This window comes from Streptomyces spiroverticillatus, from assembly GCA_014650415.1.
Classification (GTDB): domain Bacteria; phylum Actinomycetota; class Actinomycetes; order Streptomycetales; family Streptomycetaceae; genus Streptomyces; species Streptomyces spiroverticillatus.
The window spans coordinates 395975-410851 of sequence record BMUX01000008.1 but is presented as its reverse complement, the minus strand read 5'-3'; the positions used below and the strand labels follow the sequence as shown (position 1 = coordinate 410851).

The 14877-nt window shown below is 71.6% G+C and carries 16 protein-coding genes; 7 read left to right on the top strand and 9 right to left on the bottom strand.

The window, feature by feature from the left end:
• Positions 1–82: 82 nt before the first annotated feature.
• The 3 genes from IE269_RS23435 to IE269_RS23425 form a co-directional block, all read right to left on the bottom strand.
• The gene (locus tag IE269_RS23435; RefSeq protein ID WP_189825040.1) at positions 83–298 is read right to left on the bottom strand and encodes a hypothetical protein; all 216 of its coding nucleotides are present in this window, start codon (positions 296–298) and stop codon (positions 83–85) included.
• Positions 299–414: 116 nt separating this feature from the next.
• The gene (locus IE269_RS23430; protein WP_189825039.1) at positions 415–1233 is read right to left on the bottom strand and encodes a S1 family peptidase; all 819 of its coding nucleotides are present in this window, start codon (positions 1231–1233) and stop codon (positions 415–417) included.
• A gap of 161 nt (positions 1234–1394) precedes the next feature.
• Positions 1395–1802: a hypothetical protein gene (locus tag IE269_RS23425; protein WP_189825038.1), complete on the bottom strand. Its 408-nt coding sequence runs from the start codon at positions 1800–1802 to the stop codon at positions 1395–1397.
• Here IE269_RS23425 and IE269_RS23420 point away from each other — a divergent pair.
• From IE269_RS23420 to IE269_RS23410, 3 genes are all read left to right on the top strand, one after another.
• The gene (locus IE269_RS23420) at positions 1801–2247 is read left to right on the top strand and encodes an AMP-binding protein (protein ID WP_229898102.1); all 447 of its coding nucleotides are present in this window, start codon (positions 1801–1803) and stop codon (positions 2245–2247) included. The two genes, IE269_RS23425 and IE269_RS23420, sit on opposite strands and share 2 nt — an antisense overlap.
• Positions 2248–2476: 229 nt before the next feature.
• Positions 2477–4294, top strand: coding sequence for a chitinase (locus IE269_RS23415; protein WP_229898117.1), 1818 nt, complete (start codon positions 2477–2479; stop codon positions 4292–4294).
• 83 nt (positions 4295–4377) lie between these two features.
• Positions 4378–4608: a hypothetical protein gene (locus IE269_RS23410; protein ID WP_189825035.1), complete on the top strand. Its 231-nt coding sequence runs from the start codon at positions 4378–4380 to the stop codon at positions 4606–4608.
• A gap of 71 nt (positions 4609–4679) precedes the next feature.
• Here IE269_RS23410 and IE269_RS23405 read toward each other — a convergent pair whose 3' ends face one another.
• The 5 genes from IE269_RS23405 to IE269_RS23385 form a co-directional block, all read right to left on the bottom strand.
• A complete protein-coding gene (locus tag IE269_RS23405; RefSeq protein WP_189825034.1) occupies positions 4680–5486 on the bottom strand; it encodes a GntR family transcriptional regulator in 807 nt (268 codons plus the stop codon).
• Between the two features lie 102 nt (positions 5487–5588).
• On the bottom strand, positions 5589–6461 hold the full coding sequence (locus tag IE269_RS23400) for a SecDF P1 head subdomain-containing protein (protein ID WP_229898099.1): 873 nt from the start codon (positions 6459–6461) through the stop codon (positions 5589–5591).
• Between the two features lie 133 nt (positions 6462–6594).
• A complete protein-coding gene (locus IE269_RS23395) occupies positions 6595–7422 on the bottom strand; it encodes an aldo/keto reductase (protein ID WP_189825033.1) in 828 nt (275 codons plus the stop codon).
• 238 nt (positions 7423–7660) lie between these two features.
• The gene (locus IE269_RS23390) at positions 7661–8323 is read right to left on the bottom strand and encodes a PadR family transcriptional regulator (protein ID WP_229898097.1); all 663 of its coding nucleotides are present in this window, start codon (positions 8321–8323) and stop codon (positions 7661–7663) included.
• Between the two features lie 240 nt (positions 8324–8563).
• Entirely contained in the window at positions 8564–9694 is a 1131-nt protein-coding gene (locus tag IE269_RS23385) for an NADH:flavin oxidoreductase (RefSeq protein ID WP_189825032.1), read from the bottom strand.
• Positions 9695–9891: 197 nt separating this feature from the next.
• Here IE269_RS23385 and IE269_RS23380 point away from each other — a divergent pair, with 197 nt between their 5' ends.
• A complete protein-coding gene (locus tag IE269_RS23380) occupies positions 9892–10332 on the top strand; it encodes a MarR family winged helix-turn-helix transcriptional regulator (protein WP_229898115.1) in 441 nt (146 codons plus the stop codon).
• A gap of 266 nt (positions 10333–10598) precedes the next feature.
• Here the strand turns inward: IE269_RS23380 and IE269_RS23375 are convergent, their stop codons facing one another.
• Positions 10599–11090, bottom strand: a complete 492-nt coding sequence (locus tag IE269_RS23375) for a hemerythrin domain-containing protein (protein ID WP_189825031.1) — start codon at positions 11088–11090, stop codon at positions 10599–10601.
• Between the two features lie 323 nt (positions 11091–11413).
• Between IE269_RS23375 and uppS the strand changes: the two genes are divergently transcribed.
• The 3 genes from uppS to IE269_RS23360 all read left to right on the top strand — a co-directional run bounded on the left by uppS (position 11414) and on the right by IE269_RS23360 (position 14866).
• Entirely contained in the window at positions 11414–12103 is a 690-nt protein-coding gene (uppS, locus tag IE269_RS23370; RefSeq protein WP_229898114.1) for a polyprenyl diphosphate synthase, read from the top strand.
• 47 nt (positions 12104–12150) lie between these two features.
• Positions 12151–13584, top strand: coding sequence for an oxygenase MpaB family protein (locus tag IE269_RS23365; RefSeq protein WP_229898112.1), 1434 nt, complete (start codon positions 12151–12153; stop codon positions 13582–13584).
• A gap of 178 nt (positions 13585–13762) precedes the next feature.
• Positions 13763–14866 (top strand): AI-2E family transporter, encoded by a 1104-nt coding sequence (locus tag IE269_RS23360; protein ID WP_189825030.1) that lies wholly within the window; start codon positions 13763–13765, stop codon positions 14864–14866.
• Positions 14867–14877: the final 11 nt, after the last annotated feature.

The following is a 14877-nucleotide window of genomic DNA, read 5'->3' as shown; positions in this document are numbered from 1 at the left end:
GGCGCCTGATTCGCGAAGCGTGGGTGATCTTCCGCTGGGATACGCGGCCTGCCCGCCGCCCGTAACCTATCCGCGCGTCCTCTTAGGCAACGTCCGTCGCCCCGGCGGTGTCCTCGTCGCGCGGAGCGAGCCCCTTCGCGGCCCGCAGGTCCTCCCAGTCCCGGCACTCGTCGAGGTCGATGCCCTCGGCGGCCAGATGTTCCAGTACGTACGCGAGCGTGGGGCTGCCGGCGAGCTCGGTGCGGGCTGCGGCGCGCAACTGCCGCTGCTCGTCGGGGTCGAACACGAGGTGCGCCATCAGTGCCTCCACGGGAAGGGTGCCCGATCCACGGTACCGGCCCCCACCGGCCCGCGGGAGCGGGACCGCGGACCGGTCAGGGGCCGCCGCGGTCCGAACTCCCCCGGGCCGGGCGCTCATCGGCCGTTGCGGGCCATCGCCCTGCGGATCCAGTCGGCGTAGGCGGGCGCGCTGGTGTAGAGGCCGGGTCCGTCGGAGCAGCGCACGCCCGGGGCGCCGGGGCCCGAGGTGACACCGATGAGTTCCCAGCGTCCCTTGCGGTCGCGCTGGATCTGGGGGCCGCCCGAATCGCCGTTGCACGCCATGGCCTTGGGCACCTGGCTGACCGTGCACAGGCGGGTGCGGTCCGCGTAGCCCGGTGCGCAGGCGGACGCCGGGGCCCTGCGGGCGTCGAGTTCCTGGAGGCGGTCGGGGAAGACCCACTGCGCGGGGTCGGGTGCGTCGACGACCGTGCCGAAGCCGAGGAGCCGGGTCGGGGTGCCGGGCGGCCCCGGCCGGTCGGCGATGCGCAGGGGCTTCTCGGCGACCGGGCGGTGGAGACGTATCAGCGCGAGGTCGTCCCGGTTGGGTGCGCCTGTCCGGTAGCCGGGGTGGGTCACCGTCTTCGCCACGGACCGGACGGTGCCCCCGGTGTTCTTCCACTCGCTGCCGATCCGGACGGTGCCGTCCAGGGTGACGAGGGTCGGGTCCACGCAGTGGGCGGCCGTGAGCACCCATTGCGGGTCGATCAGCGTTCCGCCGCAGACGCCCCGGAAGGTGGGGTCGGCCACGCTGGTGACCGGGACGGACACCATGGCCGAGTAACTCCGGCTGGAATCCTTCCCGTTGACGACGGCTTGCGCGCTGCCGGTGGTGAGGGCCGCGCATGCGGCTCCCGCCAGGGCGAGCGCGAGGGTGCGGGCGAGGGGGCGGGGCGAGGACTTCGGGCTGAACACGGATTCTCCGATCGGACGGGCCGGCTGGCTGTCTGGTGCCAGCCTCCGCGATCAAGAGGAACGGAACCATCCGCTCAGGTGGCCTGTCCGTACTCCGGCAGGCAGGAGGGAGGAGGGTGGGGCAAACCCCCGCAACCACGGGGCTCCGGCACGGCTATGTCTCACCTCCGCCGGAGGAACCGCCCGAGGCGGCCGTGCTGGGAGTCCCGGAACAGTTGCAGCAGTTCCAGCGCCGGACCGCTGTCCGCGTCGAAGCCGTGAATCCGGCTCATGCCGCCGCTGACGCCGGGCCCGAACAGCCGGGCGCCGTGGCACCGGAAGCAGAAGGCGATCTGGAAGAGCAGGCCGGTGGCGCTGTGCGCACGGATGCCCCACCCCGGGAGGAAGCAGCGGTACACCTCGCCGTCCGGCAGGGAGCCGATGAGGGCCAGGGCGTCGGTGACCTGCTCCGCCTCCCACAGCGCCACCTCGCGGCCCGTCAGGCTCTCGGCGGTCGACTGCCCCATCGGGTCCGTGATGCGGACGACCTCGATCAGTTCGGTCTTCTCCTGTGCGCGCGGAAGCATCATGCGCCGAGGATCACTGTTCGAGGCGCCGGACACCAGGGGCGGACCACTCCGGCTGACGGCTGCGGGGCGGCCGGGTCCGCTGGTCACCGTGGCGGTCGTGGACGAGCAGGGCCGTACGGTACGGACCGGGGAGCGCGGCGAGATCGTGGTGCGCGGCTCGCTGGTGATGGCCGGGTACTACAAGGACCCCGAGGCCACGGCGGAGGCGTCGCGCTTCGGCTGGCACCACACCGGCGACATCGGCTTCCTGGACGACGAGGGGTTCCTGCACCTCGTCGACCGGGCCAAGGACCTGATCATCACCGGTGGGTTCAACGTGTACTCCGCCGAGGTCGAGCGGGTCCTGATGGAGCATCCGGCCGTCGCGGACTGCACCGTGGTGGGGCTGCCGCAATCGAAGGTGGGCAAGGTGCTTCGGCACGAGGTGCGGCAGCGGTTGGGGTGAAGGTTCCGCCCGTACGAATGTGAAGGCCGCCCCGGGGGCGCCCGTACCGATGCGCGGGCCGCCCGGGGGTACCGGCCCGCGCGGGGCGGCACCGGCCCGCCGCTGGCTCGCGGCGGATGTCGTCGGCGGCCTTGACAACACTATTGGTCTGGACCAAATTGAGCGGCCATCAGAACCTCCATCTCCCCCCGCTCCGGAGGCAGTTGTGGACCGTCCCCGTCGACACCGCATCCCCAGACGCCCGCGCCGCGTCTCCCCCGTCGCCCTCGCCGTCACCGCCCTCGCCCTCGCCGCCTCCGGGCTGACCGCCGCCGCCCCGGCCGTCGCCGCCGACGCCGAACTCGCCCGCAACGGCGGCTTCGAGGCCGGGCTCACCGGCTGGAACTGCACCGCGGGGGCCGTGGTCAGCACGCCCGTCCGCAGCGGCAGCTCCGCCCTCAAGGCCACCCCGGCGGGCAGCGACCACGCCAAGTGCACGCAGAACGTCACCGTGAAGCCCAACTCGACGTACACACTGAGCGGTTGGGTGCGCGGTTCGTACGTCTACCTCGGCGCGACCGGCACCGGCACCACCGACGTGTCCACCTGGACGCAGTCCGCCGACGCCTTCAAGCAGCTGAGCACCACCTTCAAGACCGGCGCGAACACCACCCAGGTGCAGATCTACACCCACGGCTGGTACGGCACCCCCGCCTACTACGCCGACGACCTGAGCCTCTTCGGCCCCGGCGACACCACCCAGCCGCAGCCGCCCGCCCCGCCGGCCGGGCTCGCGGCGGGCACCGTCACCTCGACCACCGCCGCCCTCTCCTGGTCGGCGTCCACCGGCGCCACCTCGTACGCGGTCTACCGCAACGGCGCCAAGGCGACCACCGTCACCGGCACCTCGGCCACCCTCACCGGGCTCACCCCCGCCACCGCCTACAGCGTCCAGGTCGCCGCGCTCAACGCCGACGGCGAGTCGGCCAAGTCGGCGGCCGTCACCTTCACCACTCCCCCGGGCGGCGGCAATCCCGACCCGGGCGGCGACCTGCCCGCCCACGCGCTGGTCGGCTATCTGCACTCCAGCTTCGCCAACGGCTCCGGCTACACGAAGATGGCCGACGTCCCCACCTCCTGGGACGTCATCAACCTGGCCTTCGGCGAGCCGACCTCGGTGACCAGCGGCGACATCCGGTTCAAGCTGTGCCCCGTCGCCGAGTGCCCGAACGTGGAGTCCGAGGCCGAGTTCAAGGCGGCGATCAAGGCCAAGCAGGCGCAGGGCAAGAAGGTGCTCATCTCCATCGGCGGGCAGAACGGGCAGGTCCGGCTCACCACGGCCGCCGCCCGCGACGCGTTCGTCACCTCCGTCTCGAAGATCATCGACGAGTACGGTCTCAACGGCCTCGACATCGACTTCGAGGGCCACTCGCTCTCCCTGGACACCGCCGACACGAACTTCAAGAACCCGACCACCCCGGTCGTCGTCAATCTCATCTCGGCGGTCAAGACCCTGAAGGCCAAGTACGGCAAGGACTTCGTCCTGACCATGGCGCCGGAGACCTTCTTCGTGCAGCTCGGCTACCAGTTCTACGGCGTCGGCAAGTGGGGCGGCCAGGACCCGCGCGCGGGCGCCTACCTCCCGGTCATCCACGCACTGCGCGACGACCTGACGTTGCTGCACGTCCAGGACTACAACTCGGGCCCGATCATGGGCCTGGACAACCAGTACCACTCCATGGGCGGCGCCGACTTCCACATCGCGATGACCGACATGCTGCTCACCGGCTTCCCGGTCGCGGGCGACGCGAACAACGTCTTCCCGCCGCTGCGCCCCGAGCAGGTCGCCATCGGCATGCCCGCCTCCACCCAGGCCGGAAACGGGTGGGTCTCCTCCGCCGAGGTCAACAAGGCGCTGGACTGCCTCACGAAGAAGACCAACTGCGGCAGCTACCAGACCCACGGCACCTGGCCGTCCCTGCGCGGCCTGATGACCTGGTCGATCAACTGGGACCGCTTCAACAACCAGGAGTTCAGCCGGAACTTTGACGCCTACTTCGGGAACTGACACCGCGCACTTCGGCCAAGTGTGGGTTTCACCATGCAGACGCGGGGCCATGGAACGCCGTACAGCGGTAAGAATGACCTCTCGTGACTACTACAGCCATATCCGCACCCACACCGATCTACGACACCCTCGTCCAGGAACGAGGAGACGCCCTGACCGCCAGCCGCATCGCCGCAGCGCAGACCCAGGACCAGGCCCAGCAGGCACTGGACTGGAGCGGTGTGCGCGGTGCCCCCGCGCAGCGGGACGAACGCTCCTTCTCCGCCTTCGGCCACAGAGAGGGCCAGGACGGGGCACAGCCGCGGTCGTCGTAGGCGTCTGCGGTCGCGGTCGTACGTACGTGTACATGGCGGGGGTCGGGCATGCGCCCGGCCCCCGCGGCACGTCACGGCGTGAGCAGCGGCGAGCGGTGGACGAGGGTACTGCGGGTCAGGTCGCAGCGCAGGTCGGTCGCCTCCAGCAGCCGCTGGTGCTGGTCGCTCACCAGTCTCCGTACGGACACCCAGCCGGACACCGGGGCGACTTCGGCCTCCGGGGTCGGGGCGGGGCTCATCCGTTCGTGCCGGGTGAGGGTCAGGCCGGCCGAGGTGAGCCACTGGTAGAGGTCGGTCAGGGCGGGGCGGTCTTCGGCGCCGCCCTGGATGAATGCACGTGTCAGCTGTGGCGCGGCGGTCAGCGCGTGGATCGAGAAGTAGGAGACCGCCTCCTGGATGACGGCGCCCGAGTCGTCGACGGTCCGGCTGTGCAGGACGGGGGCACGCTCGCCCGGGGCGACGCCGAGCCCCGGGGCCAGCTCCGGCGGCGGAAGGGCCGCGGTGAGCCGTCCCGTACGGCTGGCGTCGCCCGTCAGGGGCGTGGCGCCGCCGGGGAAGGTGGGCTGCTCGGCGGGCCCGAGGGGCGGGAGGGCCGGGATGCCGGTGCGTCGACATGCGTACGAACCGGTGCGGTCGGTGACGAGGAGGCCGTGGGTCCGCAGGTGTTGCAGCGCACAGCGCACGGTCTGCCGGGTGACGTGGTACCGCTCCGCGAGGCTCCGCTCGGAGGGGAGCCGGCGCCCGGCCGGGAACTGCCCCTCGGCGATGCTCAGCCGCAGGTCCTCGGCGATGCGCCGGTAGACGGGTGCGGTCACGTGCTGGTGTCCGGTCGTTGGGTGGTCGCTCTCGTGGCCCAGGGGGTGCACTGAGATCCTCAATCACTCGGCGTACGGGCAGGGTTGCGCCAGGCTATGCCGCTATTGGTCTAGACCTCAAGGGTGTGCGGGGGCTCTGACGGAAAGACGCCCCTGGGCGGTGTTCTAGGAATAGCGCTGTGTGCTGGAGACGCGCAGCCGCAGGGGCAGCGATCCGGACGTGATCTGCGCCGCCAGTTCCTGGGCCGACTCCCGGGTGAAGGAACCCGAGATCTCGGCGACGCCGCCGCTCAGCCGCTGGGCGACGGTGGGCGCCGAGAGCACCTCGCCGTCGCGGACGATGGCGAACTGGTTCATGGGCTGCTGCTGCGTGGCGAGCCGCTCGCTCAGCTCGCCGAAGCGCTGCGCCCCCGCCGCGTTGAAGGTCAGCGAGACCTGCCAGACGCCGATGCGCTGGTTGTTCTCGGCCGTGGCCCGGGTGACGTCCGATCCGGGGACGCCGACGGGGCCGAGCAAGTACTGGGCGCCGGCATCGGCGCCGCTGCCGCAGGCCGTCATCGGGCGGGACGGTGCCCGGTCGCGGGTCGGGGTGCACGGCTTGCCGCTCGGGGGCACGAGGTTCTGGACCGGGCGGAAGGCCACCTCGGCGGGCGCGCCGAGGGAGGTGAGGCGTTCCTCGGTCACGTTCTTGGCGGAGACGGTGACGTCACCGTTCCTGACGGTGATAGTGACGTCCTTCATGCCCAGTGCGGAGGCCCGCTTGCGCATCAGGGCGGCCGTGCGCTCCAACTCGCCTTCCGGCCGGGTGGTTTCGGGCCGGAAGGTGATGTCCGTCCGGCCCCGGAAGGGGGTCGGCCCGGAGGCCGTGGGTTCGGGTTCCGGGCTGGAAATCGCGGGTGGGGAAGGGATGTTGGGCGGGGCGGTTCGGTCCGGGCCGTCCCCCTTCTCCGATCCGCAGGCGGTCAGCAGTGCCAGCGTGCCGATGATCACCGCGACCTGGCGCATCGTACGCCGACGCGTCCGTCCGTACCGTTCCATGCCGCTCTCCCGCCCTGCGATTGCCCGGCCATGGTGGCACGTCGGGCGCGGGGAGCAGGGCGGATCGGGATGATTCACCGGAACGGAAGCGGGGCGGGCGGGGCCGGAGACGTCAGCCCCGCCCATGCGTACGTCAGTTGAAGGTGTCGGGGTCCGGGCCCGTGCGCATGCCGCGGTCGAGGGCGGCGATCGCGTCGCGTTCCTGCGCGCTCAGCTCGAAGCCGAAGACGTCGAGGTTCTCGCGGATGCGGGTCTCGGTGACCGACTTGGGGATGACGACGTTTCCGGTCTGGAGGTGCCAGCGCAGGACGACCTGGGCCGGGCTCCTGCCGTGGCGGGCGGCGATGGCGGTGATCGCCTCGTCGGCCAGGACCGCACCCTGGGCGAGCGGGCTCCAGGCCTCGGTGACGATGCCGTGCCGGGCGTGGAAGTCCCGCAGCTCCTGCTGCTGGAGGCCGGGGTGGAGCTCGATCTGGTTGACGGCCGGGACGACCGAGGCCTTGTCGAGCAGGCGCTCCAGGTGGGCGGGCTGGAAGTTGGAGACGCCGATGGCGCGGGTGCGGCCCTCGGCGAGCAGCTTCTCGAAGGCGCGCCAGGTGTCGGTGTAGAGGTCGCGGGCGGGGGTCGGCCAGTGGATCAGGTAGAGGTCGACGTGGTCGAGGCCGAGCTTGTCGAGCGAGGCGTCGAAGGCGGTCAGGGCGGCGTCGTAACCCTGGTCGGCGTTCCAGAGCTTGGTGGTCACGAAGAGCTCGTCGCGGGCGATGCCGGACTCGGCGAGGGCGCGGCCGACGCCGCGCTCGTTGCCGTAGACGGCGGCGGTGTCGATGCTGCGGTACCCGGCGGCGAGGGCCGTGCCGACGGCTGCGGTGGTCTCCTCGTCGGGAACCTGGAAGACGCCGAAGCCGAGCTGGGGCATGGGGATGCCGTTGTTGAGGGTGACGGTGGGGATGCGGGGGGTCATGACGCGCCGTTCCTTGGTCCGCGGGTCGCCCCAGGTGGGGCGTGCGCGGGGGTCGATTGCGATGGCTTCTTACCTGCGGTCACAATAATTGCACACGCGGGTTAATTGCAAACGCGGCATATTGGGACGGAGGTGGTGGTTCATCGGCACCCGGCGCTGGGAGCGGTGCGCGACAGAGGGGCCCGGCCGCGTGGCCGGGCCCCTCTGCTTCTTTGCGCTCGTGACCGCCGCAGGACTCTCACTCGCTGTCGGCGAGCAGCTTGTACAGGGCCTTGCGGGTGTCCGTGAGGATCTGGGCCGCCTTGGCCTTCTCCTCGTCCGTGCCGACCTCGGCGACCTGGCGCGCCGCCGTGGCGATCTGGTCGATGCCGTCGCGCAGCACCTTGTGGACCGGCGGGACGCCCGCGGTGATCTGCTCCCAGGGGCGGGCGTTCTCCCCCGCGGCGGCGTGGGCCTCGCGGCCCGCGTCGGTGAGGGTGAGGAGGCGCTTGCCGCTGGAGTCGTCGGCGGTGACCAGGCCCTCGTCCTGGAGCAGCTGGAGGGCGGGGTAGAGGGAGCCGGGGCTCGGGCGCCAGACGCCTCCGGTCCGGGACTCCAGTTCCTGGATCATCTCGTAGCCGTGCATGGGGCGCTCGGAGAGGAGTGCCAGCGCCGCCGCGCGGACGTCACCGCGCCGGGCGCGACCGCGGCCGCGCGGGCCGCCGCCCATCATTCCGCGGCCGCCCATGCCCCGGTGGCCGCCGTGACCGCGGCCACGCCACTCGCCGGGCCGGCCGGGTCCTTCCGGGAAACCGGCACCGGGTCCGAATCCGGCGCGGGGGCCGCCCTCGAACCGGGGGCCGCCCTCGAAGGGGTGGCGTCCGTCGGGGCCGTACTCGTGATTGCTTCGCATGCTGTTCATGGTCGAACTCCTTGTGTGTGCGTGCACGGGGTGCACGGGGGTCGTGTCGACCCCTTCCGATGGTTGCCGATATATCGTTACCGACATTCGAAACGATATATCGGTAAGCATCGAGATGCAACAAGAATGCTCGAAGAATCTTGGCCGGGTGCGTCGGGGAACGCCACCGGCCCCGCACCCGTCCGGTGAGGACGGGTGCGGGGCCGGTGGAAGAGGGTGGCGGCGGAGGCCGCCGAGCGGTCAGGAGGAGAGGGTCTTGATGGCTGCGGCGTCGTACGGCTTCAGTTCGGCGAAGCGGTTGCCGAGGACCTTCGCCGCCCACTGCGGGTCCTGGAGGAGCGCCCGCCCGACGGCGACCAGGTCGAACTCCTCGCGCTCCAGGCGGTCCAGAAGGTCGTCCAGGTCACCGAGCGCCGCGCCCTGACCCGCGAACGCGCCCATGAACTCGCCGTCGAGGCCGACCGAGCCGACGGTGATCGCCGGGCGGCCGGTGAGCTTCTTGGTCCAGCCCGCCAGGTTCAGCTCCGAGCCCTCGAACTCCGGAACCCAGTAGCGCCGTGTCGAGGCGTGGAAGGCGTCGACGCCCGCCGCCGCGAGCGGGGCCAGGATCGCCTCCAGTTCCTGCGGCGTCTGCGCGAGGCGTGCGTCGTACGCCTCCTGCTTCCACTGCGAGTAGCGGAAGATCACCGGGAAGTCGGGCCGTACGCGTTCGCGGACCGCGGCCACGATCTCCGCGGCGAACTTGGTGCGGGCCACCGCGTCGCCGCCGTACGCGTCGGTGCGGCGGTTGGTACGCTCCCAGAGGAACTGGTCGAGCAAGTAGCCGTGGGCGCCGTGCAGTTCGACTCCGTCGAAGCCGATGCGCTCGGCCTCGGCCGCCGCGTCGGCGAACGCGCCGATGACGTCGTCGAGGTCGGCGCTGGTCATCGCCTTGCCGGTGCCCTCGGTGCCGTCGACGCGGATGCCGGAGGGGCCGACGGCCGGGGCGTCGGCGTACGGGGCGTCGCCGTGCTTGCGCACCATGCCGATGTGCCAGAGCTGGGGCACGATCGTGCCGCCCGCCTCGTGCACGGCGGCGGCGACCTTCGCCCAGCCCGCGAGCTGGTCCTCGCCGTGGAACCTCGGCACCCGGTCGCTCTGCCCGGCGGACGGGTGGCCGACGTAGGTGCCCTCGGTGACGATCAGGCCCACGCCTGCGGCGGCGCGGCTGGCGTAGTACGCCTGCACGTCCTCGCCCGGCACGCCGCCCGGCGAGAACTGGCGCGTCATCGGCGCCATCGCGATGCGGTTGGGGACGGTCAGGCCGTTCAGGGTGACGGGCCGGGACAGGATCTGTGCCGCGCGGGAGGCGGTGGACGTGGGGGCGGTCATGCGGATCCTCCGGATGAGGGGGGGGCGTTGCTCGCCATCGCCGGAGTGGCGATGCGATATGCATCGTACACACGATATGTATCATGCATATTGCGGGTCCGGGCGCCGGGTTCCGCAGCCGCGAGCGACATCCGAGTACCGGGTTCCGCAGGGCCGCGGGCGACAATGGGGCATCCGAAGGAGCGGGAGGCGCTGTGCTGGAGAGACTGGAGCGGGAGCTGATGCTGCTGTCGCGGCACCAGGTGCTCGCCCGACGCGAGTGCGAGCACGAACGTCTGGAGCGGTCGGCGTATCTACTGCTCAACCGGATCGAGACCCAAGGCCCCATGTCCATCGGGCAGTTGGCGGAGGCCTTCGGGCTCGACACCTCGACGGTGAACCGCCAGACGGCCGCACTGCTGCGCTGCGGGCTGGCCGAGCGCGTCGCGGACCCGGACGGCGGCATGGCCCGCAAGCTGCGCATCACGGCCGAGGGCTCGAGCCGGCTGGTCGCGGACCGCGAGTTCAACCGGTCCTGCCTGGCCCGGGTGGTCGCCGACTGGTCCCCCGAGGACGTACGGGAACTAGAGGACGCCCTGACTCGGCTCAACCGGTGCGCGGAGACCCTCGAAGGCCGGGAGTGGCCGCGCCCGGAGTGACCGGGGCACCCGACGGGAGCGCCGGCCGCAGGCCGGACATGTGGGGCGTGTGAGCAATACGGGGCGGACAGGACGTCGTACAGCCGGACCGTCGAGGCGCCCCGGGACACCGCCCACGTCGCGGCCGAGAAGGTGCGGCCCGCCTCGAAGGACAACAAGTTCAGCCAGACGGTGCGGGCCGAGCCCGGCACCCCGCACACCGCCCCCGGCACGCTCTCCGCCCGGTAGGGGTCCGGCGCGGTATCCGCACACCGGTGCCCCGGCCGTCAGGCGGGAGGGGACGGGGCACCGGTGCCACCGCCGTCGGGGTCTGGGTGGGCCTCGCGCCAGGCCGCCATGGAGCGGTTCCACTCCTCGCCGGTCAGGGCGGTGAGGGAGGCCGGGAAGAGGCCGTCCTCCTCCTTGGCGATGTGGTGGTGGAGTTCGTCGACGGCGGCCCGCAGGGTCCGTACGTCGGCGGGGTCCGTCAGGTCCAACGTCGGCAGCAGGGCGGCGAGTTCCCGGTGTTCGCCCGTCAGGTCGGCGATGTAGCCGGCGTATTCAGTGTCCGCGCGCATCACGGCGAACAGGCCGTTCTCCTCGCCCCTCCAGTGCGCGTCGAGTTCGCGCGCCATGAGGTCGACGAGTGAGCGGGCCCGGGCGTTGTCGCCCTCGTCCAGGGCGCGCAGGGCGTCGCCCGCCGCGTCGGTGACGCGTTCGTGTTCGGCGATGAATTCCTTGATGAGCGGGATCTCGCGGCAGCCGCAGTAGTGGCACATGATCACGGTTGTACCGCCGCCGGGTGGCTGGATCCCGCCTCTGCGGGTGTACGTCATGGCGCGCCGCCCCGTGGAACGGGCACCCGGATCTCGCGGCCCGTGTGACGCGGCACGGCACGGATGCCCACGACCTCGTACGCGCGTGCCAGGAGTGAACCCGTCAGCCAACCGCACTCCGCGTAATCTTCCGGTGACATGCTGTGCGCGTTGATCGGATCAGCCGACAACGCACCGGGTCGCACCACGGGGAAGGCAGGGACGTGCAGCACGCAGTCGAGGAGGCCGGAGAGCGGCGCCGGGTTCCCCGGCACGTGGCCTGTGTCATGGACGGCAACGGCCGTTGGGCGCAGTCGCGTGCGCAGCCGCGCACCTTCGGGCACAGCGCCGCCGAGGCGTCCGTGATCGACGTCATCGAGGCGGCGCGGTCGGCGGGCGTGGGGTGGCTGAGCCTGTACGCGTTCTCCACCGAGAACTGGGGGCGGCCGAGCGGCGAGGTCGACTTCCTGATGCGGCTGGTGCGGCGCGTGGTGCGCAAGCACGCGTTCTTCCTGCACGCACGCGGCATCCGCTGCCGCTTCCTCGGTGTGAACGATCCGCGCATCCCGCCGGAACTGGCCCGGGACTTCGAGGACTTGATGACGCTGACGGGCGACAACCGGGGCATGACGCTGACCGTGGCCTTCGACCACGGCGGGCGCGCGGACATCGTGGAGGCGGCACGCTCGCTGCTGCGGAGCAACACCCCGGCCGAGGCCGTCACCGAGCGGACCTTCGCGGCCCACCTCCCCTATCCGGACACGCCCGACGTGGATCTGGTGATCCGCACCTCCGGCGAGCAGCGCATTTCCAACTTCATGCTCTGGCAGGTCGCCTACGCCGAGTGGGTCTTCCCGCCCGTGCTGTGGCCCGACTTCCGTGCCTCCCACTTCCTCGACTGCCTGCACGCCTACCGGCAGCGCGACCGCCGTTTCGGCGGCGTGCTGCCGAGCGAGATCGGAGCTTCCCGACCGTGACTCTCCACCAGGACGTACCCCGCTCCGACGAACAACGGAAAGGCCCGGTGGGCAGCCCGGACGCGCGCTTCGCCTCGTTCTTCGACGACCCCCTGTGGGCCCTGGCCATGATCCGGGCGACGGTGCTGGAGGCCGCGCACCCGGCGATCGGTGCGGCCCTCGTCGAGAACTCCACGTTCGTCGCTCACCCCTGGCGGCGCCTGCGCAACACGTACCTGAGCATGCAGCGCATGGTCGGGGCCGACGCGCAGACGCGGGAGCGGGAGGCGGCGCGGCTGAACCGCATGCACGCCCGCCTGAAGGGGACCGACGCCAGGAACCGGCCGTACGACGCCATGGACCCCGGGGCGCGGGCCTGGGTGGTGGCGACCCTCTTCGAGAGCTCCGTGACGATGTTCCGGCTGAGCGGGCAGCCGCTGGAGCAGGAGTTCATGGAGGAGCTGTACGCGGAGTTCCGGGGCACACTCGCGACGATGGGCGACGAACCCGGCCAACTCCCCGACACCGTGGCCGAGTTCTGGCCGTACTACGACAGGGTGGTGGCCGAGGAGCTGGAGAACACGGAGGCGATGCGCGTCATCCTGTACAAGCTCTTCGACCACCTTCCCGCTCCCCCGCTGCTGAGCGGGCTGCCCACCCTGTGGGCGACCGGCCGGGCCGTGGTCGCGCCGGTCCTCGGGGTGATCGCGGTGGCCTCGCTGCCCGAACCGTTCCGGCGCCGGGCGGGGCTGCCCGAACTGCCCGGTGCGCACACCCTGATGCAGGGCGCCTATCTGGCCGTCGGGCTGACCCGCTTCCTGCCCGCGCGCTGGATCGCGCCGGAGAACGTCATCGACCTGCTCTCCCTGACGCCGGACAGCGACAGCGACGATCCGCGCGCCCGTACGCTTGCGGCCGTGCAGGCCAGGATGAAGCGGGCGGGTGCGCTGGTGCGGCTGCTGTCCCCGCTGCCCGACGCGCCCGAGCCCGCTCCGTACGTGTACGCCGAAGCCCGCCCGTATCAGCAGGACACCGAGGACTTCTTCCGGCAGGTGCTGGACCAGACCGGCAACGGCTCGCTGGACTGGCCGGACCTCGCCGCCATGGCCCGCGAGCTGGCGAGCCGCCTCGACCTGGACGAGCCCGCCGAAACCCGGCTCTACCAGGCGTACGCGGACTGGTGGCGGGAACTCCAGGCGGCCCTGGACACCGACGGCGACGGCAGCATCAGCGCCCAGGAGTACGCGGCCGGTGCACCGTCGCTGGCCGGGCCCGCGCTCATCCGGGTGGCCGAGGTGCTCTTCGACGCAACCGACAAGGACGGCGACCAGCGCATCGACGCCGCCGAGTACCGGGCCCTGTTCCGCCGCGCCTTCCGCCGCGACGCGTCGGGGGCGGACGGGACGGCGTACACGCGCAGTGCCTTCGTGAAGGAGTTCGTGGCGTTCATGGCCGGGCGGCAGCGCACGACGCCGTTCGATCCGCTGCTCGCCGAGGCGTGAGACCCTCGGGCATGGGGGCCCGTGCACGGACCTGCGTTCGGGTTCGTGCACGGACCTGCGTTCGGGTTCGTGCACGGGCCGTCGTTCGGGTGCGGGCACGGGCCGTCGTTCGGGTGCGGGCACGGGCCGTCAGTTCCGGGTGATCGTCGGCCTCCTGCGGCTGGCAGAATGTCCCGGCATGTTGAGTTCCGCGAAATCTGCCGCCGCCCTTCGGCGGGTGGCCCGTATATCTCTTGATCTGCTGCTGGTGCTGGTGGCGGTCGCTGCGGTGCTATGGCTCGTGGGGCAGATGTGGTCGGTGTTCTGGCCGGTCGTCGTGGCCCTGCTGCTCACCACCCTCACCTGGCCGCCGGTGCGTTTCCTGCGGCGGCACGGCTGGCGGCCGGCCCCGGCCGCCGGGCTGGTGACCCTGGTATTCCTGCTGGTGGTCGCGGGGGTCGCGGCGCTCATCGCGCTGCCCGTGGCGTCCCAGGCGGGGCAGCTCAGCGACAGTGTGGTCGCGGGCATCCAGCAGGTGCGCGAGTGGGCGGCGGGGCCACCGCTGAACATCGGCGACGACCAGATCACCCAGGCCCTCGACGAGGCGGTCAAGCGCATCCAGGACAGCGCGGGCAGTGTGCTCACCGCCTTCGGGACCGGGGTCAGCACGGTGGTCAACAGCCTGATCACCGCGGTGCTGGCGTTGTTCCTGATGTTCTTCTTCCTCAAGGACGGTTCGCGTTTCCTGCCGTGGCTGGGCCGTCAGCTGCCGGGGCGGGCCGCCACCGATCTGCCGGTCGTGGCGCGGCGGTGCTGGCGCACGCTGGGCACCTTCGTGCGGTCGCAGGCGCTGGTGGGGCTGCTGGACGCGGTGTTCATCGGGATCGGGCTGTGGGTGCTGGGGGTACCTCTGGTGCTGCCGCTGGCGGTGCTGACGTTCGTCTCCGCGTTCGTGCCGATCGTGGGCGCGCTGTTCGCGGGGTTCGTGTCGGTGCTGATCGCGTGGGTGTCCAACGGCTTCGGGGACGCCCTGATCGTGCTGGTGATCATCGTGGTGGTGCAGCAGTTGGAGGGCAATGTCTTCCAGCCGATGATCCAGAGCCGTGGGCTGGGGCTGCACGCGGGCGTGGTGCTCATGGTCGTGGTGCTGGGCGGCAATCTGGCCGGCGTGGTGGGCAGCCTGCTGGCCGTGCCCGCCGCGGCGCTGCTGGCGGTCGTCTGGAACTACCTCCGCGACCAGCTCGTCACCGCCGCACCGGAACCACTGGCGGACAGCTCTCCACAGGGAGCCGGTGAGGCGTAGCGCCACTACGG

Excerpts from the sequence above, each read along its gene's own strand:
- uppS (WP_229898114.1), top strand. The coding sequence starts at position 11,414 with ATGGACGGCAACGGCCGTTGGGCGCAGTCGCGTGCGCAGCCGCGCACC.
- IE269_RS23420 (WP_229898102.1), top strand. The coding sequence starts at position 1,801 with ATGCGCCGAGGATCACTGTTCGAGGCGCCGGACACCAGGGGCGGACCA.
- IE269_RS23390 (WP_229898097.1), bottom strand. The coding sequence starts at position 8,323 with ATGAACAGCATGCGAAGCAATCACGAGTACGGCCCCGACGGACGCCAC.
- IE269_RS23360 (WP_189825030.1), top strand. The coding sequence starts at position 13,763 with ATGTTGAGTTCCGCGAAATCTGCCGCCGCCCTTCGGCGGGTGGCCCGT.
- IE269_RS23425 (WP_189825038.1), bottom strand. The coding sequence starts at position 1,802 with ATGATGCTTCCGCGCGCACAGGAGAAGACCGAACTGATCGAGGTCGTC.
- IE269_RS23395 (WP_189825033.1), bottom strand. The coding sequence starts at position 7,422 with ATGACCCCCCGCATCCCCACCGTCACCCTCAACAACGGCATCCCCATG.
- IE269_RS23435 (WP_189825040.1), bottom strand. The coding sequence starts at position 298 with ATGGCGCACCTCGTGTTCGACCCCGACGAGCAGCGGCAGTTGCGCGCC.
- IE269_RS23375 (WP_189825031.1), bottom strand. The coding sequence starts at position 11,090 with ATGTGCCACTACTGCGGCTGCCGCGAGATCCCGCTCATCAAGGAATTC.
- IE269_RS23400 (WP_229898099.1), bottom strand. The coding sequence starts at position 6,461 with ATGGAACGGTACGGACGGACGCGTCGGCGTACGATGCGCCAGGTCGCG.
- IE269_RS23385 (WP_189825032.1), bottom strand. The coding sequence starts at position 9,694 with ATGACCGCCCCCACGTCCACCGCCTCCCGCGCGGCACAGATCCTGTCC.